The sequence below is a fragment of the Planococcus beijingensis genome, assembly GCF_016820615.1.
GTDB classification, from domain to species: Bacteria; Bacillota; Bacilli; order Bacillales_A; family Planococcaceae; genus Planococcus; species Planococcus notacanthi.
On sequence record NZ_JADHDZ010000010.1, the window covers coordinates 14699 to 39511 of the forward strand.

Below are 24813 nucleotides of genomic sequence, written 5' to 3' on the forward strand. Positions count from 1 at the left end.
ACTCCATTCTATTCAAAACGAAAAACCTGTCGGCAAGCAACAGGTTTTCATCTTAATCACGAATCCGGTTCAGTCTATGAAATTCATAGCGGTTCGTCCATACTTCGATAAAGTCCTGGGCAAATGGCCCTCTGCGCTGTTTAATCCAGCTGATCAGCTTCTCCACATTCCTGTGAAGAATCTGATCGATCACTTCAGGATAACCCATTTGCCGCTTATGGTCTTCATATTCGTCTTCATCCAACAGCGTGTACGACATGTCTGGAAACACTTTTACATCCAAGTCATAATCGATGTATTTCAACGAGCCATTATTATAGACGAATGGAGAACTGACATTGCAATAATAATAAACACCGTCGTCTCGGAGCATGCAGATGATGTTGAACCAATGTTCTGCGTGAAAATAACAAATTGAAGGTTCACGTGTCAACCAGGTTCGGCCATCGGATTCTGTTACAAGCGTCCGTTCATTTGCACCAATTACAATATTATTCGTACCTTTCAGTACAGTAGTTTCCTGCCAGACACGGTGGATTCGGCCGTTGTGCTTGTAACTGTGGATTTGGATTGTTTCACCCTCCGCAGGAATCGCCATGTAAAATCCCACCTTCTTGTCTAAGCCTTTGTTTATCTGCTATTTCAGTATTATATCAATCAATTCTGAAAACATACAGCAATAAGGCGGAAGGTCCTAAGGATTACATGACGACCGAGCGACCTCCATCAACGATAATCGTCTGGCCACGGATCATATCCGAATCGGAAGAAATGAGGAACATAGCCGCTTTGACCATGTCTTCAATTTCAACCATCCGGCCTGCCGGCGTATTGACCCGGGCATCATTCAACAGATCATCACGGTTCGGGAAGTGCTTCAACGCCTCTGTATCAAGCGCTCCGCCAGACACGGTATTGACGGCAATTCCAAGCGGCGCCAGTTCAACCGCTAAATAGCGTGTGATTGACTCCACTGCTGCTTTTGAAACTCCTATCGTCGTATAATTTTCTAAATAACGAATAGACCCCAATGAACTGACACCGACAATTTTGCCGCCTTTATCCATCAATTTCGCTGCTTCCTGTGCACCGAAAAGCATCGCTTTGGCGTTGATGTTCATGGTCCAATCCCAATGCGATTCTTCCAGTTCCATGATGGGACGCAAGACGCCTGAAGCCGCATTGGAAACGAAAACATCCAAACGCCCAAATTCTTCTTTGATTGTTTCAAACATGCCGCGAAGTTTTTCGACATCACCAACATTGGCGCGCACCAATAAGGCTTTTTGCCCTCGTGCTTCAATTTCCTTCACCGTATCAAGTGCAGCCGTTTTGCTGCGTGCATAATTGACGACGATATCGTATCCCTGTTCCGCTAATGCGATTGCCATTGCTTTGCCGAGGCCTCGGCTGCTGCCTGTCACCAACGCTACTTTTTGTTCTGCCATGGTTAAACATCTCCTCTTTGCTGTAATGCTGTTTTCATTTTTTGGACCGGTCCTGCGATCGGCAATAAATCCAATTCTTCCGCCGTCACCCATTTCATATGGGCAGGGGCAACTATATTTTCACTGTTGGCTATGAAGCCATCCACGTTCCATGTTAAATGAGAAAAGACATGTTTGAAAGAAGTAATTTTTTCAGCATTGTCCACAGCACCTTTTAAACTTTCCGATAGCTGCTCTTCGATTTCGAGCGGCAGCACATCTGCTGAGGTTTCCAACACCGGAAATTGCCACATATTCGCCAATAGCCCCGTCGGCGGCCGCTGTTCCATCAGCAATTTACCGCCCTGGCGGATTGCCACCATTGCATATTGCAATGACTTTGTTTTTTTCGCTTTTGATTTAATGGGCAGTTCCTGTTGTTTGCCTTCATCAAATGCGGCACAATGCTCACGTACCGGACATAGCAAACACTTTGGTGAAGTGGGTGTACAGATCAACGCACCCAATTCCATCAAACCTTGATTGAATGAGGAAGGATCTTCATGACTGATGATTTCCGTTACAGCTTCTTCGAATATTTTCCGTGTCTTCGGTTTTGCGATATCTTCTTCAATCAACAAAATTCGGGACAAGACACGCATGACGTTGCCGTCTACTGCATGCTCAGGAATTCCATAAGCTATGCTCAAGACTGCTCCTGCTGTATAGGGACCGACTCCTTTCAATGAAGACATATCCTTGCGGTTATCAGGAACGATGCCGCCGTAATTCTCGGCTACTTCTTTGACACCAGCCTGCAGGTTGCGGGCACGGGAGTAATAGCCGAGCCCTTCCCATTGTTTCAGAAGGACTTGCTCGTCGGCTTCCGCCAGATCGTTCAAAGTCGGAAATTTTTCAATAAAGCGTTTATAATAAGGAATGACTGTATCTACACGAGTTTGCTGCAGCATGATTTCTGAAATCCAGATTTGGTAAGGATCTGCCGTGCGTCTCCAGGGCAAATCTCTTTTTTCTGCTGCAAACCAGCTGATCAAGTCATTTTGAAATTGCATTTTATCTAGTTTAATGGCGATTGCCTCCGTTCAGCTTGATTATTCACGTACCATTTCGGGTATATATGGATGAGAGAATCAGTTTCTCTTTATTTTAACAAAACTTTGTAGTTCCCGTTAAATTTAACTTCTTTAGAGAGGGGATGAGGCAATGGATACAGGAACTCACATTGTCATGGGCATTGCCCTTGGCGGCCTCGCAATGGCCGATTCGGTCGTCGCCAGCCACCCCGTCACCACGACCGCAGTGATATCCGGTGTCATCATTGGATCGCTCGCTCCTGACATCGACACTGTCTTAAAGCTTCGTGATAACGCAGTCTATATTCGCCATCACCGCGGCGCAACCCATTCCATTCCCGCAGTGCTGCTATGGCCGCTGCTGATTGCAGGTGCATTATCTCTCGTTTTCCCGGAAGCCAACCTACTCCATTTATGGCTCTGGTCTTTCCTGGCTGTCTTTATGCATGTATTTGTCGATATCTTCAATTCATACGGTACGCAAGCATTGAGGCCGATTTCCAATCGCTGGGTTGCTCTTGGTGTCATCAATACCTTTGATCCCATCATCTTCGGAGCACACATAGTGGCCTTGATGATTTGGGCATTCGGAGCCAATCCGGTCTGGACGATCAGCATTTTGTACGTTGCTTTGTTCTTCTATTACCTTGCAAGATTTGCAGTTCAAAGAGCTATCAAGCATGCTGTGCGGAACACCATTCCAGGTGCAACCGATGTTTTCGTTGCACCAACCATGCGATTTTTCCATTGGCGCATTGCGGCAAACACAGAACGACATCATTACGTTGGCCGTGCCTACGGCCGGACCATCAATATTTATGACAAGTTCATGAAAAAAGAAATGCCTGAAAATAACTTGATCCAAGCCGCATTGAAAGATAAAAACATGGCCGCCTTTATTTCGTTTTCTCCATTGTACCGTTGGGAAATTAACCAATACGGAGAGATTTATGAAGTACGGCTGATTGACCTGCGTTACCGCAGCAATGATTACTACCCATTTGTAGCCGTTGCCCATTTGGATAAGGAATGCAAAATCATCAATTCCTATACTGGCTGGATCTTCAGCGAAGACAAGTTACGAAAAAAATTGGACTTCAGCCACAACTAGAAAACGGGGCTCTCCCATAAGTCTCTAAAATAAAACAGCCGGAGAGAAAGAAAGCCTTTTTCCCCGGCTGTTTTTTGATGGGGGAATACGTTTTCTGAGAACAGCTGGCTGATGGGAATGGAGGCGGCGACTCCAGCGCTTGCCGGAGCCACTGGACTGAGCGCAGCGAGGGAAGCGGCAGAAGCCGTGCCCGCGGAACGCGTCCGCCGCAATGGGCACCTGCCGGGTCTTTCGAAAACAACAAAAGGGCTGTCACCAAAAGTCATTTTTCATGACCTTTTGGGACAGCTCTTTTGTTGCTTAAGACAAGCTGTTGTTCTTCCTTAAACAAGAAGAACAAGCTGCTGAATAAAGGTGCTTATGTTTTATTGGACATCCAACAGATGTGCGTATTTCGGGTTAGTGCTGGCGAATTCATGAATTTTATCGCCGTAGCTCTCAATCCACTGGCGCATTACTTTCTCGACCACTGCAGTACCTTGGTAATCATATCCCGCTTTGGCATAGGAAGATTCAAAATCAGAAGCCAGCAATTCAATCCAGGTACGCGCTTTTTCTTCTGACAAATTCGGGTTTTTCTCCATCAGCTCGATCGTCAATTGCTCGATAATTTCTTTCATCTGTTTACTTCCCTTCTTTTAACGGGCGCAGCATGGAAATCGGCAGCGCTTCCGTATGTTTTTTTCCACCCATCCGGTGGCCCCAGGCGAATAGCCCTTTTAAATAGTCAACCTGAAAATAAACATTCGGGTCGCCTTCTATACGGTACACTTCCCCTTTTTTGAAATCGGCAGGATCTAGCATGTAAGCCGCCGCCATGATGGCTTTTCGTTCCAATACCGCAAATTCATTGACCATGCCCAGTTGCTCAGCTTTTCTAGCTTTTTCTTTTAATCGGGCAATTTCCCCACGGAGTTCATGTTCAGTCATGTCGCTATAGCGTTTTTCTTCAGTCATTTTCAAGCTCCTTCTTATCTATATACTCATTGATCACTTCACCCGGAAATCCTTTTTGGTACAAACCTTGTTTGACTTTCGATTTCAAATCGTAGCCAGTCAGTTTATTGCTGTGCTTGCGCCATAATTTATCTCCTTGTTCGGTGACGATTTCTGTCCATTGATCTTCATCTTTTTCAAGGTCCAGCTCTTCGATCGCCAATTTGATCAGCGAATAGTTATAACCTTTTCTAAGTAAGGTATCACTGATTTTCTGATGGATTTGGCTAGGCGTCTTCATCTTTTCCTTGAGGGCGATTTTCTCAGCAAGGCCTTTGGCAATTTCCAATTGTTCTTCTTCGGAATAGGAATCTAAAACGTCTTTTTGCATTTGTTTATCAATTCCTCTCTTTTGCATATCCTGCTGAATAGCACGAGGACCTTTTTTGCCGGAATTAATCTGTGTCCGCATCAGCGCCTCTGAAAATTGCTGATCATCTAAAAAGTTATGGGTATACAACTTTTTGATGGCTTCATCTATAACGGCTTCGCCATATTCTTTTTCTTTCAGCTTCTGGCGCACTTCCCCTTCACTACGCATACGGAATCCAAGGTAATACAGAGCTTTATTATAGGCTTTCCGGATTTCATCTTCGAAGTTGATTTCTTCGATGGTCCATTGATCCAGCTCTTTCCCTTTTGTGAGCTGATACCTGACAAGCACCGCTTCATCCACGCTAAAAGCATACTTATCTTCAAAGAAGATATTATACCTTTCAGGGTTCTTTTTTCCCTGTGTGATTTTTGAAATAATCGGCATTTACTGGCACCCCTCTTCTTTACACATTATACACCTTTCAACCAAGTAATGGCATAGCCTTACGCTTTAAAGGGTATGCTAATAAAAAACGGAGGCGATGGAAATGAAAATAGCAATCACCGGTGGCACTGGATTTGTTGGCGAAGAGCTGACTCGCCAATTACTTGAACGTGGCGATGAGGTCTACATCTTAACGAGAAAACCGAAAACAGCCGCGGATAAAATTACATACGTGAAATGGCTGTCGGAAGACGCCGTTCCAGAGAGGCAGCTAGAAGGCATTGATGCCTTCGTCAATCTAGCTGGCGCGTCTATAAACGATGGACGCTGGAGCGATGAACAGAAGCAATTGATCTATACAAGCCGTATGGACGCCACCAATGAACTGCTGCGGATTATCGGTAAACTGGAAAAAAAACCGAAAGTCTTGGTTAATGCTAGTGCCGTGGGTATTTATCCGCCTTCTCAAACCGCAACTTATACCGAGTCTTCCACTGATCTCGGATCGGACTTTCTAGCACAGACAGTGCGGGATTGGGAGATTCTAGCTACCCGTGCCGAATCGGAAGGCGTCCGTGTAGCTTGTGGCCGCTTTGGCATCATCCTCGGAAGAAAAGAAGGCGCTTTGCCGTTGATGGCTTTGCCATACAAACTGTTTGTGGGCGGCACGGTCGGCTCCGGCAAACAATGGCTGTCTTGGATCCATGTTAAGGATGTGGCACGGGCACTTATGTTTGCGATCGATAACGACAAACTGAGTGGACCATTCAACGTTACTGCTCCCCGACCGAAGCGAATGAAAGAATTCGGCAAAGAAATTGCACATGCACTTGGCCGTCCACATTGGATACCTGTTCCTTCTATCGCCTTAAAAGCAGTGTTGGGAGACAAGAGCCAATTGGTTTTGAAAGGCCAACAGGTCTTGCCGACTGTTCTCGAAGAACATGGTTTCCAATTCAAATTCCCCAATTTGCGATCGGCACTGGCTGATATCTATAAATAAGGCTATAATGGGGGGATGATTAACTGAAGGACGTGATATCCATGAATGATAAACCCATTATTGAAGAAGGCCAAAAATTCCCGTTGACCATTAAACGTCTCGGTATCAATGGCGAAGGCATTGGCTATTTCAAACGCAATGTGATATTTGTTCCGGGAGCTTTGCCGGGCGAAGAAATCACTGCACAAGTGACGGTCGTCAAACGCAATTTTGCCGAAGCGCGTGTTGTGAAATTACGTACTGCATCTCCACATCGCCAAACACCGCCTTGCCCGATTTATGAAGCTTGCGGCGGCTGCCAACTGCAGCACATGACTTATGACCAGCAACTGGTCGAAAAACGCGATCTTGTCATACAGGCATTGGAACGTTACCTGAAAGGCACGAAAGTCCATGTGGAAAAAACCATCGGCATGGAAGATCCTTGGCATTACCGCAACAAAAGCCAGTTTCAAACACGCTTGAAGGGTTCGAAGGTCATTGCTGGATTGTTTGCGGAAGGCTCCCATCAATTATTGGATATCGAACAATGTATCGTTCAGCACCCCGATACGACTGTCATCACCAATGCAGTCAAGCGGATTCTGGAAGAACTGAAAATGCCGATTTATGACGGCAAGACCATGAAAGGCATCATCCGCACTATCGTTGTCCGTACCGGTGTAAAAACTGGAGAGATCCAATTGGTGCTGGTAACGACACGCTCGAAAATTCCACAAAAAGAATTATTGCTGGAACGCTTGAAAAAAATCGATACAAACCTGGTATCCATTGTCCAGAATATCAATAAAGAAAAAACATCCCTTATTTTCGGAGATGAGACGATTACTTTATTCGGTAAAGATACCATTCACGAAGAGCTGGGCGAATTGGCATTCGATTTATCAGCACGTGCCTTTTTCCAACTGAATCCAACACAAACGGTCAAATTATACAATGAAATCAAACGCGCTGCTGAACTGACTGGCCAGGAAAAAGTCGTTGATGCCTATTGTGGCGTCGGCACCATCGGGCTATGGCTGGCTGACGGTGCCAAGGAAATCCGCGGCATGGATGTCATCCATGAAAGTGTGGTTGATGCGAAAGCCAATGCCAAAAAGCAAGGCTACGCAGCAAAATACGTTACCGGTACGGCTGAAAAATGGTTGGAGCTATGGAGCACCGAGGGATTTGTTCCCGATGTGTTGACCGTGGATCCACCTCGAACCGGTCTCGCAGATTCGCTTTTGAAAACCATCTTGAAAGTAAAGCCGAAGCGCTTTATCTACACGTCCTGCAATCCTTCCACGTTGGCAAAAGATCTGCAGCAATTGACGAAGATCTACCGAATCGAATACATTCAACCAGTCGACATGTTCCCGCAAACCGCGCAAGTGGAATCGGTAACGAAATTGGTATTGAAATAAGAAAAGCGAAAGCAGCCAACAGCAGAAGCTAACCTAGTAACTCGACTTCCTGTCGCAACGGTTAGCTGATCCGCACATCCTGCGGACCTCCGAAAAGCGCTGGAAGACTTACCGGTAATGGCGTTCTTTCAGCCATTGCTGGAAAAGCTGAAGCGTCCGTGTAGCTCTGCCGGGCATAAGACAGACCAGCGAAGTGGCGCTCTTTGCCACACAGCTGCGTTGGCTTATGACCCAAAGAGCTGGGCGCTGGAGTCTGGACAATGAAAAGCGGAAGTGCTTAAGCAATAAAAAAGCTGGACCAAGGAGTTTTCACTCTGCGGTCCAGCTTTTTTATTTGGAATGAATTAAACAGCCAGTGCTTTTTTCGCATCACTTTTCAACGCTATCAGTACCGAGATGAACAACAGGATGCCAGCAATCAACAACAGAAAACTAAGCCCTCCTGAGAACTCAATGAATAGACCACCCATGGACGGCCCTGCCAAGCTTCCGATGCTGAATGCAATTCCGCATAGCAAATTGCCGGTCGGCAAGAGGTCTTTCGGCATCAGATCGGCCATATAAGAGATTCCCAGTGAAAATGTAGATCCTACAAACATGCCTGCCAACGCAAAAAGTCCGACGGTCAGCCAGGCATTGGATTCATAAAAGCTGGCTATCGTAAACACGGCAGCTCCACCAACCAGAGCCAACAATAGAACTTTCCTTCTGCCGATCCGGTCACTGAGGTTTCCTAACGGCAATTGTGTAGCAATGGCTCCGGCAGAGAAAGCGGCAAGCATAATCGAAACCATCCCTACTTCAATCGACTGCCTTAATGCATAAACCGGATAAATAGCATTCAGAGAGGCTTCCAAAAATCCATAGCCTAACGGAGGCAGAAAAGCCACCCATGCAATAAGAATCGCCGCTTTGAATCGTCCAGCTGTCCCTTTGGCTGTCATGCTTCCACTTGAGGTTTCCGGAAAATCATTCCTCAATGAGAACACCAAAGACCAAGCCAACAAACACAGCAATCCTGAGACGATGAACGGCAAGGCTTCAAAAATATTCACCAGCGGCACAAAAAGAGGTCCTGCGCCAAACCCAATGCTGAATGACATGCCATAAATAGCAATATTCCGGCCCAATCGGTGCTGAGGCGACGTACTGGTGATCCAGGTTTGAGTAGAGAAATGCAATGCCTGATCTCCTACACCAATCAAAATGCGTAGAACGAACCAGAACAGCACCGATTTCCATAGCGGAAACAGCAACAGCGATAGAATGACCAGTCCCCCACCGACTAAAATCAGAGGCTTATAACCAAACTTCCGCAATTGGGGTTCCATAAAAGGCGCAATTATAAGCGTTCCGACATATAATCCGGTAGCACTTAAACCATTCAAGGCGGATGAGACACCATCTTGTTCAAAAATAACCGCAATTAGCGGCAACAACATTCCTTGTGAAAAACCGGAAATGGAAACAATCGCAACCAAAATCCAAAACCGGCCACGCTCACTTTTCAAAAATTCTTTCATGATGCCTCCCCGAACAAGCACGTTCTTTTGTTTTTAATAAGAATTCAGATACAATTCTAACATAGGAGGCGTTTATAGATGAATTATTCAATGAACAAAAATGGGTTTACCGGACATCTGCCTTTTGGTGAACTCGAAATTTCAAGTAATGAAGAATACGGCTTCCGCCCGTATCAATTGTTGGTGTCTTCACTGGCTGTCTGCAGCGGTGGGGTTATGAGAAAAGTGCTTGATAAAATGCGGATGCCTGCAGAAGATATTCAAATCGAGGTTAAAGAAATTATACGCAATGAAGCAGAGGCAGATCGAGTTGAGAAAGTCCATCTTCATTTTATCGTCACCGGAGACATCAACGAAGAGAAAATGCCTCGTGTGATGGAATTGACACGTAAAAACTGTTCAATGGTCCAGTCTGTAAAAGACTCAATCGAAATTGTTGAAACCTTCGAAATGCGCTAAACAGCATAAAAGGCTCATTCCGCATCTGATGTCAGATTTTGGATGAGCCTTTTATGTTTTATATACAGTTGATTTATCTTTCATAATATCATTTCCGGCTAAGGTGCCGATGAAATGTGCGAACCCCCTCCTTCGATATTCCTGATGTTGTGGTCTGGTTTCGCTGATTCCCTTCGGCCTCCCCTCTCGTTTGATTAACCCTAATTTAACACAAACTTTATATTAAGTAAATATTCAAAATAGAATAACTAGTAAAATAATTAATTTTACCTATTGTTTATCCTTCTTTAACGGTCAGTTAGACTCTTAATTCCGCCAGTGTGAGACCCACGCCGTAGAAGTCCGATTGAATGTCGGTTATATAGGCATTGACGGAGGATACGGCGTTTTTAGTCTAAGTCTGCCTTTTTTCACTGGGGATGCTCTAACTGATTGAAATTTCTCTGTATTGAAATCTTGTCCAATTTCCGTTACGATTAACATGCGAAATGAGGTGGATCGAATGGGAAAATCCATTACAAACAAAGAGCAGCAAGTTTCTTATATGAAACAGCGCTTGAACATGTTTTTGGAAGTATTAGACGCTATTGAACCTGAAAACACGGAGCTTGAAGATATTGATCGCTTAATCGCAATGGTTGATGATTTAGATGACAAAATGAAACAATTTCAAGGCCGTCCAACTGAAGACCAGTAATCCTTAATCCGTTGCCTATCGGGCAGCGGATTTTTCTTTTGTCCTCTTTCTGTTAATTGTATATGCATTTGTTTATAGAAAATATGATAACATTAAAAAAAGGGTTCTGAAAATTCACTCTTCAAATTACACGTTCTCCAAAAAAGCTTTTTTAAAGGATTCAGTAAATATGTTATGGAGGAAAGTAGGTAGTGCAGATGGCATTTTTCAAGACTCACATTGAATTGATAGCAGCAATTTTTTCAGGGATCTTAATTGTTATCGCGTTCACACTTGAACATCAAAACCTGTATGCATACTCAGTCATCACCTATCTTCTGGCCTTTGGAATTGGCGGTTACGCCAAAGCTAAATATGGCATCCTGAAAACATTTGAAGACAAGCAGCTCAACGTTGAAATTTTAATGATTTTAGCAGCAGTCGGCTCTTCCATCATCGGTTACTGGACTGAAGGAGCCATTCTGATTTTCATCTTTTCATTAAGCGGTGCATTGGAAACATATACAATGAACAAAAGCCGGAAAGAGATTACTTCCTTGATGAAAATCCAACCTGAAGCTGCATGGCTTGTTAAAGAACAAAAAACTGTACGTGTTCCCCTCAAAGATTTGCATACTGGCGACATGATCTTGGTGAAACCGGGAGAACGGATACCCGTTGATGGCGTCCTGCAAAACGGCCAAACTGCAGTTGATGAATCGGCGATCAGCGGTGAAGCACTCCCTGTATCCAAATACGAAGAAGATGAGCTGTTTGCTGGCACCGTCAATCTATCGGGAGCCATCACAATGGAAATGACTAAACCGAGCACTGAAACCATGTTTCAAAAAATCATTGATCTGGTCCAATCAGCACAAAGCGAAAAATCCCCTTCCCAACAATTTATCGAACGTTTTGAAGGACGTTATGTAAAAGTGGTGCTCTTCGCCTTTGTTCTTATGCTGTTTTTGCCTCATTATCTTTTTGCTTGGGATTGGAACACAACATTTTACCGGGCAATGGTTTTGCTGGTTGTGGCTTCTCCTTGCGCACTTGTCGCTTCAATTATGCCTGCCACACTGGCAGCCATTTCTAATGGCGCTAAGAGCGGCATCATATTCAAAGGCGGCATGCATCTTGAGAATTTGAGCGTGGTGCGGGCCATCGCTTTTGATAAAACCGGTACCTTGACCCGTGGACAGCCTGAAGTCACAGATTTTGTCATCCGACAAGGAATGGATAAGAAAATTGCTATGGCTAAAATTGCCGGGATCGAATCCCAGTCCAATCATCCTTTAGCTAAAGCCATCAGCGATTTTATCGTTTTACAAGGCATTACTCCCACACCCAATCTGACAATTGAAGATGTCCCGGGAAATGGGTTAAGAGCAACTACTAACTCTGAAGAATTTCTCGTCGGCAAACCAAAATTCGTCGGTGAGGAGTTGGCGGAGACTTTTGAGGATGGCCTTTTGGAGAAACTGGCCAATCAAGGGAAAACCGTAACCTTTGTTCGAGACAATGAAGGAATTCTTGCCGCTATGGCTTTGAAGGATACAGTCCGTGACATCACCAAATCGACAATTGAGGAATTGAAAAAAGCAGGTATTTATTGCATCATGCTGACAGGAGATAACCGAAAGACAGCAGCAGTCATCGCAAAAGAAACCGGAGTCGACGACTACATCGCCGAATGCCTCCCAGGTGATAAAGTGAAAGAACTGAAAAAACTCCTGAAAAAGTATGAGTATGTAGCAATGACAGGTGATGGCATAAACGATGCTCCAGCTCTGGCCACTGCAACAACAGGCATCGCCATGGGCGCCGGAACCGATATTGCTTTGGAGACCGCTGACATCATCTTAATGAAAAATGATTTGTCGCGCATCGCATACGCCATCAGGCTTTCAAAAAAAATGCAGCGCATCGTTAAACAAAACATTTTCTTTTCAGTTTCTGTCATCATTCTCTTGATCATCTCGAACTTTTTCCAAACCATTACCTTGCCGATTGGTGTTATCGGACACGAAGGCAGCACAATACTAGTCATTCTAAATGGGCTGCGCATGCTCAACCGCAATGTATAAAAAGGCATCCTGAATGTTTCATTCAGGATGCCTTTTGCTTAATATAGTGCCGGCGTTCTTTCATCACCGCATTGATCTGTCCACCTATAATTAATATCATGGCTGAGATATAAAGCCACAGCATCAGGATGATTACGCCACCGATGCTGCCGTATGTCGCTGAGAAGTTCCCGAAATTACTGATGTAGATGGAGAACAGATAAGAAGTCGCCAACCAACCGGTTGCAGCAAACGCTGCGCCTCCCAGCGCACTCAAAATGTTCATCTTTACATTCGGAGCCAACCAATAGATGATGGCGCAGGCAACGAATGTAATAATTCCAGGTATTGTAAAGCGGATAGAGTTCCATAATGCGAGAAACCCTTCCTCCAGCCCCAGAAATGAAAAGATCAACAATCCAAGCTGTTCACCAAAAACGGGCAATGCCAAAGCGACAATCAAAATAAAAATCAACAAAATCGTCATTAGGATCGACATTCCCCGCGCTAGTAGAAGCGGACGGTTTTCAGCTACTTTATAGGATAGGTTCAACGACTTAATCAAGGCATCCATCCCTAAACTAGCAGACCAAATCGTCGCTAAAATACCAAACGACAATAATCCGGTATTTTGATTCGTCAGAATTTCTTCCAGGGTGCTTTCGATTAAGACATACACTTCTGCTGGGACAACTTCTTCCAAGTAGCTGAAAATTTCATCCTGAGATAAGGCTAAATACGGCAATAAAGTAACCAGGAAAATCAGCAAGGGAAAAATTGATAATAGGAAAAAAAACGCCAATTGTGCTCCAAGTCCTGGCACATCGACGTCTTTAATCCGTTGAAACAATTCTTTTAAAAAACCTTTTCCAGTCGTTACATCGAAAGTAACTGAGTGAACACGGTCTTGTTTATTGTCCGCCTGCTGTCCTGAAGATGTATTTGGGCCGATCGGATTATGACCGATTCCCAGTGTTTGAGTTCGATCCAGACTGATTGCCTGTCCCGGAACTTTTATTTGATGATGAGTTATTTCCAGAACCTGTTGAAGAGTTCGAGCTATCCGTTAACGAAGATGTCGGAGACGGGTTGTCTTCTTTAACTGCTGAAATCACATCATCTTTTGTCTCAATTACTGCATCTTTTGTATCCATGAACGCTTCTTTTGTTTCAAGCGCCATTTCTTTCACTTGTGGAGTCATTTCTTTCAATTCATTCACCTTGCTTCCAACATATGAAGCATCTTCAGAAATGCGGGAATACAGATTTTGCGCTCTCTCAGCTTGTTGCTGGAAAGCCTGTACCAATTCATCTCTATTTGAAGCATAGTATTTTGCATTGTTTGTTGCTTTTTTCGATTTCTGTATAACGTCATCTCTTGTATTGCGGTCCAATAGTGAGACAATAATCCCCACTGCCGCGCCTACTAATAAACCTGTCATCAATTTGTTTTGGCTCATCCTAAATTCCTCCCAATAAAATATGTTTTTCACATCTGTTAGGAATTTTCCCTAATCTTTGAAAACCTAAACACTTGTACAGTATATATTTTTTAAAAATAACTTGACTATATCGAAAAACTTTCGGAATATTATGTTTACAGGAGGTTTAATAGACAGAAAAGGATATTGAAAAAGGGGGAAAAATAATGGCACAGTTCGAAGAACTATTGGGCACTATCAGCGGTTACGTATGGGGACCACCTTTATTGATTTTATTAGTAGGTACAGGAATTTTCTTAACGGTTCGTCTTGGTGTTCTCCAAGTCCGATTATTGCCTTATGCTTTGAAATTGGTTTTCACCAAAAATTCGGATACGACCTCTAAAGGGGATATCAGCCATTTCCAAGCATTATCAACCGCCATGGCTGCAACCGTAGGTACCGGTAATATCGTCGGTGTCGCAACAGCGGTCATCCTTGGTGGACCGGGTGCTGTCTTCTGGATGTGGTTTTCTGCATTTTTCGGAATGGCCACCAAATACGGAGAGGCTGTATTGGCAGTCAAATACCGTGTTGTCGACGCTAAAGGCCAGATGGCTGGCGGACCGATGTATTACCTTGAGCATGGCTTGAAACAAAAGTGGTTGGCCGTTTTATTCGCCATCTTTGGTGCCATTGCGGCTTTCGGAATCGGCAACGGGACACAATCGAACTCAGTTGCTTCAGTTGTCCGCGATACATTCAGTGTTCCAACATGGATTACCGGAATCATTTTAACAATTTTCACCGCTTTGGTTCTGCTAGGTGGAATTAAGAGCATCGGCCGCGTCACTTCGTTCTTCGTTCCTTTTATGGCGTTATTCTACATAATCGCAGGAATAATTATTATGATTTTAAACATGGAACTGATTCCAGGTGCTTTTGCTACGATCTTCAGTGCGGCATTTACCGGTGAAGCTGCTGTTGGCGGTGCCATTGGTGCGGCTATCCGATATGGTGTAGCACGAGGCGTATTCTCCAACGAAGCGGGACTTGGGTCGGCGCCGATTGCTGCTGCTGCTGCAATCACGGATCTTCCAGGACGCCAGGCATTGGTTTCCATGACACAAGTACTTTTTGACACCATCATCATCTGTTCGATTACCGGTGTCACAATTGTCATGTCTGGCCTTTATACAGATAAATCTCTTGAAGGTGCGGCTCTTACAACTGCAGCTTTTGAACAGTTCCTTGGAGGAGCTGGCCCAATTGTAGTAGCCATCGGATTGATTTTCTTTGCTTCTTCTACCATCATCGGCTGGTCTTACTATGGAGAGAAATGTTTCCAGTATTTATTCAAGAACCCGGCATTGCTGATCGTTTACCGCATCGCTTTCGTTTTGATGGTTTTCGTCGGCGCAACCGTTTCACTTGATGTCGTTTGGACTTTCTCTGATGTGATGAACGGCTTAATGGCCTTCCCTAACTTGATCGGACTTCTTGGTCTATCAGGCGTTATCGTCTATGAAACCAAGCGCATCATTGCTAAAATCAAGGAAGAAAAAGCCGCTGGACAAACTGGCAATTGACATTGCTTTTGAATAATGAAATGATTAAGCATAACCACCCGAAAGGCAGGAGCTTATCATGGACTTATCAAAACCGTCACCAGAAAACGTCAGCTTTATGATTGAAGAAATAAAATCAAAATTGCGTATGGTCAATGTGGATGCAATGAAAGCCGAACACTTCAACGCTTCCCAATACGAAGATTTGCATGAACTTTACGAAATGGTCGCGAACCGCGAAAAGTTCAGCACGAGTGAAATGCAGGCAATCGCAACCGAACTTGGTTCTTTACGCAAATAAGCAAGCACAAAAAGGCCTTGAAGGAAAAAATCCTTCAGGGCCTTTTTTTATGTTGCTGTAATCGCTTATAGGAGCAATACGATCATTTCATTTTTTCTTGTCCAACTTGGGCGTCTAGTCTCTCGAGTCGCTTCGGACTTGCTGCTAATGGCAAAGAACGCCATTACCTTCAAGTCCTCCAGCGCTTGTAGAGACTGGACAGACGCCTTAGCTTTTCTCTTTGTCCAGCTTCGGCGACCTGCTCCTCGGATCATAAACTGCCCTTCCTATGCGGCAAAAAACGCCGCTTCGGAAGTTCATCTTATGTCTGTCGGAGCATAACGGTCGCCTCAGCTTTTCTTTTTGTCCTGCTTCGGAAGCCAGGTTCTCGGGACATAAGCCAACCCGGCTGTGCGACATAAACACGTCGCTTCGCCGGTCTGTCTTATGCCTGTCGAACCTTTACGGCTTCCTCAGCTTTTTTTATTGTCCAGCTTCGGCGACCTGCTCCTCGGATCATAAGCTGCCCTTCCTGTGCGGCAAAAAAACGCCGCTTCGGAAGTTCATCTTATGTCTGTCGGAGCATAACGGTCGCCTCAGCTTTTCTTTTCATACTGCACAATGTACCAGCCGCCTTCTTTTATGACGGTTTGGATGCTAAGCAATTCGAGTCCTGCCTGTTCTCCCCATTCTGCCATTTCTTCGCGCGTCGGCAATCGGTAGAGGTTGTCGAAAGATGAGAAAAAACTATTGAAAACATTGGCAAATGGTGGGCTGTCGCTGTCTCCAGCGATAGGTGTCACAACTGACAGAATACCTTGGTCTTTGATCCAGCTGGCCAGTTCAGTAAAAAGGTCCTGGCGCTTTCCGAGATCGATATAGTGGATGACATTGTTCATCATAACCATGCCTTGCTGCTCTGTTGGTTTGTAATCCCATAGATCGGCATTTTCAATAGAAATGTTATTATTTTCTTTCGTCAAGGCTTTCGCTACTTCCGTTACAGACGGACTGATTTCAATTCCAGTGAAGTGGGTGTCGGGAAAACGTTCTGCAAGCTTTTTGATGTATCCGCCTTCTCCACAGCCAATATCCAGCACCGAGTCGATATTTTGGCCTTTCAGGCGTCTGGACATTTTCGGCAGAGCCAATACTTCCAGCAACCTGCTTGTTTCAGCTACAGTCGGAGCATGTTTTTCTTCATCAAAATGAAGGCGTTCCTGCTTGCGCATCATCTCTGGGTAATTCAGCAAGGTCGGGATATGCAACTCCATCATTTCCTTCAGCAGAACACCCGAGGAATTATTGCCTTTCGGTTTCGGCAGCTTCCATGCATTCCAGGTTTTATATCGATTTCTGCCGGCTTCTTTGAGATGGCCGATCGAGACGCCAACATTCACCCACTGGTTCAATAAATCTTCGTCCAATTGCAGCGCATCGGCTACATCATATTGGGACATAGGGCGATCGAAGGCTTTAAACAAATCCAGCTCATATCCGACGTATGCATGCCAACTATATAAAAAAGGTTCATTTCGTTTCATGTACATTCTTGCTTTAAACATCTTCATGACATCGATCATCTGAGTCCCTCCGCTTTCCATGGGTAATCTTCTTCTGGTGTATAATACTTTAATTCTTTCGTGTCTTTTGTTAAATCTTTCATGCGGACGGGCATGATGCCTCCTTGTATGAAACGATCTCGAACGTTTTCTTTCCACATCCCAAGGCCCGAAACATTCAACATTTGCTTAAAATGAAGAATTGGGTCTTCTTCCATGCGCTCGAAAGTCCGTTGGCGGATGTAGCTGACCGGTTTAAATGGAAAAGAATAGGCCAAAGCTGCCAAGTGGCTGAGTTGGATCACATGGTCTGCACGCTTATAGCGGACGGTTTCGTACCACTTTAAATTGCTTTCGTCTTTTTTTTCTTCTTTGAACATATCTGCGGTTAATTCGCCTAGTATATCCGCATCTTGTATAGCCATATTCATGCCTTCTCCGGCCATTGGATGGACAGCATGGCTAGCGTCACCGATGATAGCTTTATTGCCTTTCACATATGAATCCGCATGATACATTACCGGAATCATCAACTGGATTTTCTTCCAATCCGTCAATTGCTGGACATAACCATCTACCGCAGGCGCTAAATCCGTGTACAATTTATGGAAATGGCTGATTGGCTTTTCCTTGAGTTCTTTATAATCGCCTGGCGGTATCAAGTAAACACTTCGCACCTGGTTATCAGGCAGCGGGAAAAGCCCCAGAAAACGGTTGTATGTAGAAATGATTTGACCGTCTGTAAAATTTTCAGCACGCGGAAACGTTACTGTCAGAAAATGATGATTGTAGGTGGTCTGTTTCACTTCAATTTCCATGGCTTTCCTAGTGACTGACGAACGCCCTTCAGCACCAAAGAAAAATTCCGCCTCCACTTCAAACTTTTCGGTTCCTTTTTGAAGCAACGCGGTATTTTCTCCGTATCCTTTGCAGGCCGTTCCTTTGAGATAATGAAAGTTTTCATATTCACAGGCAGCTTTTAAAATAACAGACTTCAATTCCTCATGGTGCATCATATAAGCCGCACTGTACTTGCCGGGCAACACGCTATAATCCATAAACGCTTGGTCCTTTACTTGCAGAGAACTTGAAAGTTCCAGCATGTCCAAAACTTTAATTTCATTAGAGCGATCACATATTTTCTTATATATTCCAAGGCCGTCGAATATCTGCATACTTTTCGGCTGCAGCAGTTCCCCTTTATAGGTAGGTGCTTTTACAGCCATCCGTTCGGCGAGAACCACATCGATTCCACGCTGCACCAGCTTCAGTGCAAGTGTCAATCCACCGATTCCACCCCCGCCGATGAATACATCAGTTTTCATCTGCTTCATCCCCTTGATTCTCCTTACCCTACCTTTAGGATTGTGAAAACCCAATAAACCGTCCCAATAAAAAAAGAAGTCCACGAATGGACTTCTTTTCACAATTTATTCTTAAAGTTTATTGTAAGCGACAGCAAGCTCTGCTCCGACTTTTGCATTATGCTTGACCAGTTCGATATTCGCGACCAAACTCTTGCCTTCCGTCAATTCTTTGACTTTCCCTAATAGGAAAGGCGTGACTTCTTTTCCGGAAATGCCATTTTCATTCGCTTCCGTCATGGCTTGAGTGATGATGCCATTGATGAATGAGTCTTCCAATGCATGTTCAGCTGGAATTGGGTTGGCGATCACCGCTCCGCCTGTAATGCCCAGATCCCATTTTGCTTTCAGCACTTCAGCCAGTTCAGCAGCATCATCACTGCGGAATGTCAGATCAAAGCCGCTTGAGCGTGTGTAGAATGCTGGCATATCGTCCGTTTGATAGCCGATGACTGGAACCCCTTTTGTTTCCAGGTATTCCAACGTCAAGCCGATATCCAAAATGGATTTTGCGCCTGCACAAACAACAGCCACTCCTGTGTTCGAAAGTTCTTCCAAGTCAGCTGAGATGTCCATGGTCGTCTCAGCGCCTCTGTGCACCCCACCTATGCCGCCTGTTGCGAAAACACGGATGCCTGCAAGTTCTGCACAAATCATCGTTGCAGCGACAGTTGTAGCACCGATTTTTTTCGTGGCGATCAATTGGCCGATATCTCTTCTTGATACTTTTGAAACGCCTGGGCTATTGCCAAGCACTTCCAGTTCTTCATCAGACAAACCGATTTTGATTTTGCCGTCCATAATGGCGATTGTTGCAGGAACTGCACCATTATCACGGATAATCTGTTCTACCACGCGTGCCGTTTCCACGTTCTGGGGATAAGGCATACCGTGTGAAATGATCGTCGATTCGAGTGCCACGATCGGCTTTTTGTCCTCCATTGCTTGCTGTACTTCAGTTGAATAAGAAATCATTGATGTCATTGTAATTCCTCCAGTTCTTTTTGTAGTTGTACTGCTGTCAATTCTCGTCTTACAGTCGCATTGCTTTCGAGCGTTTTTGCCGCATTCACCATCCCTGAATGGATGACGGATTCAAATTCCTTCCCATTCATTACACTGTGGACAATGGCGCTGGAAAATGCATCTCCTGCACCGGTCACATCAATGACCTGGTCGACTTGCATCGCCTGGTAATGTGTGATGCCGTCTGCATTTCCAGCTACGGCTCCTTCTTTTCCACCGGTGATGACAACTGCTTCCGCACCTTGATTCAGCAGCTGTTCAACAGCCTGATGCCAATCCTCCATGGAAATGATGGACATCTGCAAATGCCTGCTTGCTTCATCGCGGTTAAGAATCAGCCAGCTGATGCCGGCCAAATCTGTTCCGAGCCTGTCCATTTTTGGAGCTGAAACCGGAATGACTGCCAGTGGAATGTTATTGATGAAGGCTAACTGGCGAACATATTCCACCGTTTCCACTGGACAATTCAAATCGATCACCAGAAAGGCAGATGATAATAAAACACTGTCATTTTTAGCAATATAGCTTGGCGTCAGAGAGTCATAGATTTTCATATCCGCCATCGCCAGCAGCATTTCGCCGTCCGGTTCCAAAATCGCTGTATAGGTTCCAGTTGACAATCCGTCGACTGCTTTTGTCATTTCAGTCGACATGAATTGGCTGGAAGCGGTTTCGATTAAGTTCCATTCCGGATCATTGCCCACAATCGACAATAGCTTGACTGAATGGCCGAGGCGCCCCAAATTTTCGGCGACGTTTCTGGCTACTCCACCGACGCTGCCGGAAACGGAAGCCGGATTGGATGTTCCCATCTGCGCGGGACGTTCCATCAGGAATTTTCTATCGACATTTGCCCCGCCGATGCAAATGACCGTCTGTTCTTCGGGCAGTACGTAAGCACGGCCTAAGATTTTCCCTTGACGCATGAGATTGGAAATGAAATTGGCCAGTGATGGCCTGGACATGTTTAGGCGTTCTGCCATTTCCTGTTGAGATAGATACGGGTTGCGCCGGATCAATTCCAGCACTTCCACTTCTTTCTGATTCATAATCACACCCCCACTCAAACATTTGTTTAAATCATAAACTTTTATAACACAAAATGCAAGTAAAATATATTTCGCATATCGTTATAAATCATTGCAGGCAGTTACAGAAAATTGCTACTATAGAAAGAGATGAGAGGAGAGATTTATTTGACATCTTTTAATGAAAAATTATCCCGCTATGCTGAACTGGCGGTAAAAGTAGGAGTAAATATTCAACCCGGACAGCCGCTGTATATCGCCGCTTCCATTGATGCAGCACCCTTGGTCCGTTTAATTACCCAAAAGGCCTATGAAATCGGAGCGAAACAAGTTTTTGTAGACTGGAACGACGATACGATCTCTCGCCTGCGCTTTGAATTAGCGCCGGAAGATTCGTTCTCTGATTTCCCAGCATGGAAAGTACAGGAACGCGAGCAATTGGCAGAGCAAGGCGCTGCTTTCATCAGCGTGGTGTCTCAAAGCCCTGACCTATTGACTGGCATTGACTCAAAGCGCATTGCTGCTTCACAAAAAGCAACTGGACAGGCATTAAGCAAATACCGCCAATATGTTCAATCTGATAAAATCAGCTGGACCGTTATCGCAGCCCCTTCTGAAAAATGGGCAGCTAAAGTGTTTCCAGAAGTACCGGCTGACCAACAAATCGACAAACTTTGGGATGCTATTTTCAAAGCTGTACGTGCTGATCTTGATCAACCGATTGAGGCTTGGACAGAACATGACCGCTTGCTGCACACCAAAGTCGATTATCTGAACGGCAAAAAATACGCAAAACTTCACTATACGTCACCAAAAACCGACTTGGAAGTTGCTCTTCCAGAAGGACATTTATGGTGTGGAGCCGGCTCAATCAACGAAAAAGGCGATTCTTTCATGGCGAATATGCCAACCGAAGAAGTCTTTACTGTACCGCATAAAACAGGCGTAAATGGCTATGTTTCCAGTACAAAGCCCCTAAGCTATGGCGGCAATATTATTGATGACTTTAAAGTAACATTCGAAAATGGAAAAATCGTTGATGTAACAGCTGCACATGGCGAAGATGTCCTGAAGCAATTGGTTGCTACTGATGAAGGTTCTCATTTCCTTGGTGAAGTTGCATTAGTTCCACATCAATCGCCAATTTCCGATTCAAATATTTTATTCTACAACACGTTGTTCGACGAAAATGCCTCCAACCATTTTGCTATCGGCAGCGCTTATGCTTTCTGTATCGAAGGCGGCAAAACCATGTCTCAGGAAGAACTATTGAAAAACGGCCTAAACCAAAGTATTACCCATGTCGATTTCATGGTAGGCTCGTCTGAAATGGACATTGATGGTATCCTGGAAGATGGCAGCCGCGAACCGATTTTCCGCGGTGGCAACTGGGCTTTCTAAGTCTCGATAATTCGACACTTATTTTTTAGACCAGAATCATGTATACTTAATATTGATAATTACAGTTTAGAGAGGAGTTATCATTATGTTTTATGACATTACTGTCGTACTCGGCTTCATGGCCGTAATTTTCATGTTTTTCTTTACACTTCTCCATTTCCTTGGAAAAGAGCTTCACACGCACGATGCAGAGCACGTAGATCCAACGCCTGAAAAAAAATACTGAGCGATAAAAACCGGCTTCTTCTCTGAAGTCGGTTTTTATGTTCCTCACACTAAAAGCACTATCAAATGTACGTGTTCTATCTAATTTCCATGCTCTTTAGGTCCCTTCTGCTCTTCCACTCCACAGCTCGTAATGGTAAAATCCGAACTAGTTAGCGTCTTTATTCATAGGAGGAATTCACGTATGTTTTCTGCAATAGATATTGGTATCGATTTAGGAACTGCAAATATACTCGTTTACACAAAAACAAAAGGCATTATCGTCAATGAACCTTCTGTTGTCGCCTTGGATGCAAGGACTCGTGCGGTGCTGGCGATCGGCACTGAAGCGAAAGCTATGCTTGGCAAAGCACCTGATTCCATCCTGGTGATCCGCCCATTGAAAGACGGCGTCATCGCCGACTCTGATGCCACTCTTGATCTGCTGAAAGCGGTCATGCAAAGAGCGGCCAAACAACTTGGAAGTGCTTATCGCAAACCCAATGTGATGGTCTGTACCCCTTCCGGTGCCACTAAAGTTGAGCGCCGTGCTATCCACGACGCAGTGAAACAGAGCGGCGCCAAAACCGTTCACTTAATTGAAGAAACTGTAGCTGCTGCAATAGGCGCGGAACTTCCAATCAGCGAACCGGTAGCGAGCGTTATTGTAGATATTGGCGGCGGTACTACAGAAGTGGGAATCATTTCATTTGGCGGGGTGGTTTCGTCCAACACCGTTAAAGTTGCGGGCGACCGCATGGATGAAGATATTATCCAGTATGTCCGCAAACAGTACAACGTATTGATCGGTGAACGCACTGCTGAAAATATAAAAATGGAAATCGGCTATGCTCCTGTTCCCCATGAAACAGAGAACATGGAAATCCGCGGCCGTGACATCATGACCGGCTTGCCGAAAACCATTACACTCAGCTCTCTTGAAACACAAGAAGCGCTGAAAGAATCTTTATCCGCCATTTTGGAATGCATCCGCGCAACACTGGAGAATTGTCCAGCTGAACTGTCGGGTGATATGGTCGACCAAGGCGTCGTCATTTCAGGCGGTGGCGCTTTACTGAAAGGCATGCAGGAATGGCTGTCAAAAGAAATCTCAGTCCCAGTCCATATCGCACCACAACCATTGGAATCAGTCGCCATCGGAACAGGACTGTCGCTGAACATGATCAAACAGTTAGAGAAAATGTCGCGTTAATATAGAAAAGCGGAAGCGCCCGTGCAGGTTTGAAGGGCATAAGACGAGCTGGCGAAGCGGCGTCCTTTGCCGCACAGCCGGATTGGCTTATGTCCCTAGAACCTGGGCGCTGGAGCTGGACACCTAGAAAAGCGAAAGCAGCCGTTTTGCCCCGACAAGCGCTGGAAGCTTTACCGGTAATGGCGGATCTATGCCATTGCTGGTAAGGCTGAAGCGACTCGAGGGGCTGGCTGCTGGAGCTGGACACTAAGAAAACCGAAAGCGCCCGTGCAAGTTTGAAGGGCATAAGACGAGCTGGCGAAGCGGCGTCCTTTGCCGCACAGCCGGATTGGCTTATGTCCCTAGAACCTGGGCGCTGGAGCTGGATATAGAAAAACGGAAAGCACTCCGAAGCACTCGGAACTGCTTTCCGTTTTTTTCATTCTTGATTCCCCTGAAAAACACTGTTCTAATTTACCTACGTACAGTTTAATAAAAGGCAAGGTCTTATTAAATCCGAAACGATGCGCAATGACNATAAAAGGCAAGGTCTTATTAAATCCGAAACGATGCGCAATGACTTTTTTCCTTATTTCTCCCGATATGGCAAATTCGATTCGTATTTTTCAGAAATTTGGATTAAACTTAAAAAGTAGTATTCGACAAGGAGGAAGTATAATGGCTTTATTAGATGAAATTTTGGAGTACAACGAAGAATTTGTGAAAGAAAAGCGATATGAAGAGTACATGACCACCAAGTTTCCTGACAAGAAAGTCGTTATTTTGACATGCATGGACACGCGTCTTTTTGAAATGCTGCCAAAAGCGATGAACTTTAAAAATGGTGACGTCAAAATTGTTAAAAGTGCCGGCGCTGTCATCAATCACCCGTTCGGCGGCATCATGCGCAGTTTACTGGTCGCTGTCTATGAATTGAATGCAGACGAAATTTATATTATTGGCCACCACGATTGCGGCATGTCCAACATTAAACCACATGAAATGCTCGAGAAGATGAAAAAACGAGGCGTGGATCAAAAGACCATCGAGATGATGGAGTATTCTGGAGTTGATCTTGAAGGTTGGCTCCGCGGCTTCGATAATGTCGAAGAAAGCGTCACCCACAGTGTCAACATGGTTCGCCACCATCCATTGCTGGATCCGAATGTTCCGGTCCATGGCTTAGTGATCGATCCGACAACTGGAAAACTGGATGTCGTCATTGATGGAAACAAAAACCGCTGAG

General features: G+C 44.8%; 26 protein-coding genes. 13 read left to right on the forward strand and 13 right to left on the reverse strand.

Annotation, left to right across the window (positions count from 1 at the left end; all coding sequences use genetic code 11):
* Positions 1-52: 52 nt before the first annotated feature.
* The 3 genes from ntdP to mutY form a co-directional block, all read right to left on the reverse strand.
* Positions 53-598: a nucleoside tri-diphosphate phosphatase gene (ntdP, locus tag IRE19_RS17225; protein WP_191716769.1), complete on the reverse strand. Its 546-nt coding sequence runs from the start codon at positions 596-598 to the stop codon at positions 53-55.
* 103 nt (positions 599-701) lie between these two features.
* Positions 702-1448 (reverse strand): enoyl-[acyl-carrier-protein] reductase FabL, encoded by a 747-nt coding sequence (fabL, locus tag IRE19_RS17230; RefSeq protein WP_191716770.1) that lies wholly within the window; start codon positions 1446-1448, stop codon positions 702-704.
* A 2-nt stretch (positions 1449-1450) separates the two neighbouring features.
* Complete coding sequence (gene mutY / locus IRE19_RS17235; RefSeq protein ID WP_203341340.1) at positions 1451-2500, reverse strand: A/G-specific adenine glycosylase; 1050 nt, start codon at positions 2498-2500, stop codon at positions 1451-1453.
* Positions 2501-2651: 151 nt separating this feature from the next.
* On the opposite strand from mutY, the gene IRE19_RS17240 reads away from it, so the two are divergent.
* Positions 2652-3632 (forward strand): metal-dependent hydrolase, encoded by a 981-nt coding sequence (locus IRE19_RS17240; RefSeq protein WP_203341341.1) that lies wholly within the window; start codon positions 2652-2654, stop codon positions 3630-3632.
* Positions 3633-3749: 117 nt separating this feature from the next.
* On the forward strand, positions 3750-3959 hold the full coding sequence (locus IRE19_RS17245; RefSeq protein WP_203341342.1) for a hypothetical protein: 210 nt from the start codon (positions 3750-3752) through the stop codon (positions 3957-3959).
* A gap of 38 nt (positions 3960-3997) precedes the next feature.
* Here the strand turns inward: IRE19_RS17245 and IRE19_RS17250 are convergent, their stop codons facing one another.
* From IRE19_RS17250 to recX, 3 genes are read right to left on the reverse strand one after another with little or no spacing between them, the layout of a single operon-like run.
* Positions 3998-4252: a YfhJ family protein gene (locus IRE19_RS17250; RefSeq protein ID WP_203341343.1), complete on the reverse strand. Its 255-nt coding sequence runs from the start codon at positions 4250-4252 to the stop codon at positions 3998-4000.
* A 4-nt stretch (positions 4253-4256) separates the two neighbouring features.
* Positions 4257-4589 (reverse strand): YfhH family protein, encoded by a 333-nt coding sequence (locus IRE19_RS17255; protein WP_191716775.1) that lies wholly within the window; start codon positions 4587-4589, stop codon positions 4257-4259.
* On the reverse strand, positions 4582-5388 hold the full coding sequence (gene recX / locus IRE19_RS17260) for a recombination regulator RecX (protein WP_203341344.1): 807 nt from the start codon (positions 5386-5388) through the stop codon (positions 4582-4584). The genes IRE19_RS17255 and recX overlap by 8 nt, the downstream gene beginning before the upstream one ends.
* A 103-nt stretch (positions 5389-5491) precedes the next feature.
* Here recX and IRE19_RS17265 point away from each other — a divergent pair, with 103 nt between their 5' ends.
* Together IRE19_RS17265 and rlmD are read left to right on the forward strand one after the other, a co-directional pair.
* Complete coding sequence (locus IRE19_RS17265) at positions 5492-6391, forward strand: TIGR01777 family oxidoreductase (protein WP_203341345.1); 900 nt, start codon at positions 5492-5494, stop codon at positions 6389-6391.
* Between the two features lie 41 nt (positions 6392-6432).
* Positions 6433-7797, forward strand: a complete 1365-nt coding sequence (rlmD, locus tag IRE19_RS17270) for a 23S rRNA (uracil(1939)-C(5))-methyltransferase RlmD (protein WP_191716778.1) — start codon at positions 6433-6435, stop codon at positions 7795-7797.
* A gap of 344 nt (positions 7798-8141) precedes the next feature.
* Here the strand turns inward: rlmD and IRE19_RS17275 are convergent, their stop codons facing one another.
* Positions 8142-9320, reverse strand: coding sequence for an MFS transporter (locus tag IRE19_RS17275; protein ID WP_203341346.1), 1179 nt, complete (start codon positions 9318-9320; stop codon positions 8142-8144).
* Between the two features lie 78 nt (positions 9321-9398).
* On the opposite strand from IRE19_RS17275, the gene IRE19_RS17280 reads away from it, so the two are divergent.
* The 3 genes from IRE19_RS17280 to IRE19_RS17290 all read left to right on the forward strand — a co-directional run bounded on the left by IRE19_RS17280 (position 9399) and on the right by IRE19_RS17290 (position 12542).
* Entirely contained in the window at positions 9399-9779 is a 381-nt protein-coding gene (locus IRE19_RS17280; protein WP_203341347.1) for an OsmC family protein, read from the forward strand.
* Between the two features lie 502 nt (positions 9780-10281).
* Positions 10282-10476 (forward strand): SE1561 family protein, encoded by a 195-nt coding sequence (locus tag IRE19_RS17285; protein ID WP_191716781.1) that lies wholly within the window; start codon positions 10282-10284, stop codon positions 10474-10476.
* 197 nt (positions 10477-10673) lie between these two features.
* Positions 10674-12542, forward strand: coding sequence for a heavy metal translocating P-type ATPase (locus IRE19_RS17290; protein ID WP_203341348.1), 1869 nt, complete (start codon positions 10674-10676; stop codon positions 12540-12542).
* 22 nt (positions 12543-12564) lie between these two features.
* Here IRE19_RS17290 and IRE19_RS17295 read toward each other — a convergent pair whose 3' ends face one another.
* Both IRE19_RS17295 and IRE19_RS17300 read right to left on the reverse strand, forming a co-directional pair.
* A complete protein-coding gene (locus IRE19_RS17295) occupies positions 12565-13371 on the reverse strand; it encodes a YihY/virulence factor BrkB family protein (protein WP_238943294.1) in 807 nt (268 codons plus the stop codon).
* Between the two features lie 106 nt (positions 13372-13477).
* Entirely contained in the window at positions 13478-13981 is a 504-nt protein-coding gene (locus IRE19_RS17300) for a YtxH domain-containing protein (protein WP_203341349.1), read from the reverse strand.
* A gap of 188 nt (positions 13982-14169) precedes the next feature.
* Between IRE19_RS17300 and IRE19_RS17305 the strand changes: the two genes are divergently transcribed.
* Positions 14170-15531, forward strand: a complete 1362-nt coding sequence (locus tag IRE19_RS17305; protein WP_191716784.1) for an alanine/glycine:cation symporter family protein — start codon at positions 14170-14172, stop codon at positions 15529-15531.
* A 58-nt stretch (positions 15532-15589) separates the two neighbouring features.
* Positions 15590-15811 carry a DUF1128 domain-containing protein gene (locus IRE19_RS17310; RefSeq protein WP_191716785.1) on the forward strand — a complete coding sequence of 74 codons (222 nt, stop codon included), beginning with the start codon at positions 15590-15592 and terminating at the stop codon, positions 15809-15811.
* Positions 15812-16386: 575 nt separating this feature from the next.
* Here the strand turns inward: IRE19_RS17310 and IRE19_RS17315 are convergent.
* The 4 genes from IRE19_RS17315 to IRE19_RS17330 form a co-directional block, all read right to left on the reverse strand.
* Entirely contained in the window at positions 16387-17373 is a 987-nt protein-coding gene (locus IRE19_RS17315; RefSeq protein WP_203341350.1) for a class I SAM-dependent methyltransferase, read from the reverse strand.
* Entirely contained in the window at positions 17370-18677 is a 1308-nt protein-coding gene (locus tag IRE19_RS17320) for an FAD-dependent oxidoreductase (RefSeq protein WP_203341391.1), read from the reverse strand. Before IRE19_RS17320 ends, IRE19_RS17315 begins: the two co-directional genes overlap by 4 nt.
* A gap of 111 nt (positions 18678-18788) precedes the next feature.
* Positions 18789-19700 carry a pseudouridine-5'-phosphate glycosidase gene (locus IRE19_RS17325; protein WP_191716788.1) on the reverse strand — a complete coding sequence of 304 codons (912 nt, stop codon included), beginning with the start codon at positions 19698-19700 and terminating at the stop codon, positions 18789-18791.
* The gene (locus IRE19_RS17330; RefSeq protein ID WP_203341351.1) at positions 19697-20791 is read right to left on the reverse strand and encodes a carbohydrate kinase; all 1095 of its coding nucleotides are present in this window, start codon (positions 20789-20791) and stop codon (positions 19697-19699) included. Before IRE19_RS17330 ends, IRE19_RS17325 begins: the two co-directional genes overlap by 4 nt.
* 147 nt (positions 20792-20938) lie before the next feature.
* On the opposite strand from IRE19_RS17330, the gene IRE19_RS17335 reads away from it, so the two are divergent.
* The 4 genes from IRE19_RS17335 (at position 20939) to IRE19_RS17350 (ending at position 24812) form a co-directional block, all read left to right on the forward strand.
* The gene (locus tag IRE19_RS17335; protein ID WP_203341352.1) at positions 20939-22171 is read left to right on the forward strand and encodes an aminopeptidase; all 1233 of its coding nucleotides are present in this window, start codon (positions 20939-20941) and stop codon (positions 22169-22171) included.
* Positions 22172-22256: 85 nt separating this feature from the next.
* Entirely contained in the window at positions 22257-22397 is a 141-nt protein-coding gene (locus IRE19_RS17340) for a hypothetical protein (RefSeq protein WP_191716791.1), read from the forward strand.
* A gap of 183 nt (positions 22398-22580) precedes the next feature.
* On the forward strand, positions 22581-23588 hold the full coding sequence (gene mreBH / locus IRE19_RS17345) for a rod-share determining protein MreBH (protein WP_191716792.1): 1008 nt from the start codon (positions 22581-22583) through the stop codon (positions 23586-23588).
* A gap of 657 nt (positions 23589-24245) precedes the next feature.
* Positions 24246-24812: a beta-class carbonic anhydrase gene (locus IRE19_RS17350; protein WP_203341353.1), complete on the forward strand. Its 567-nt coding sequence runs from the start codon at positions 24246-24248 to the stop codon at positions 24810-24812.
* The last annotated feature ends 1 nt before the right edge of the window (position 24813 follow it).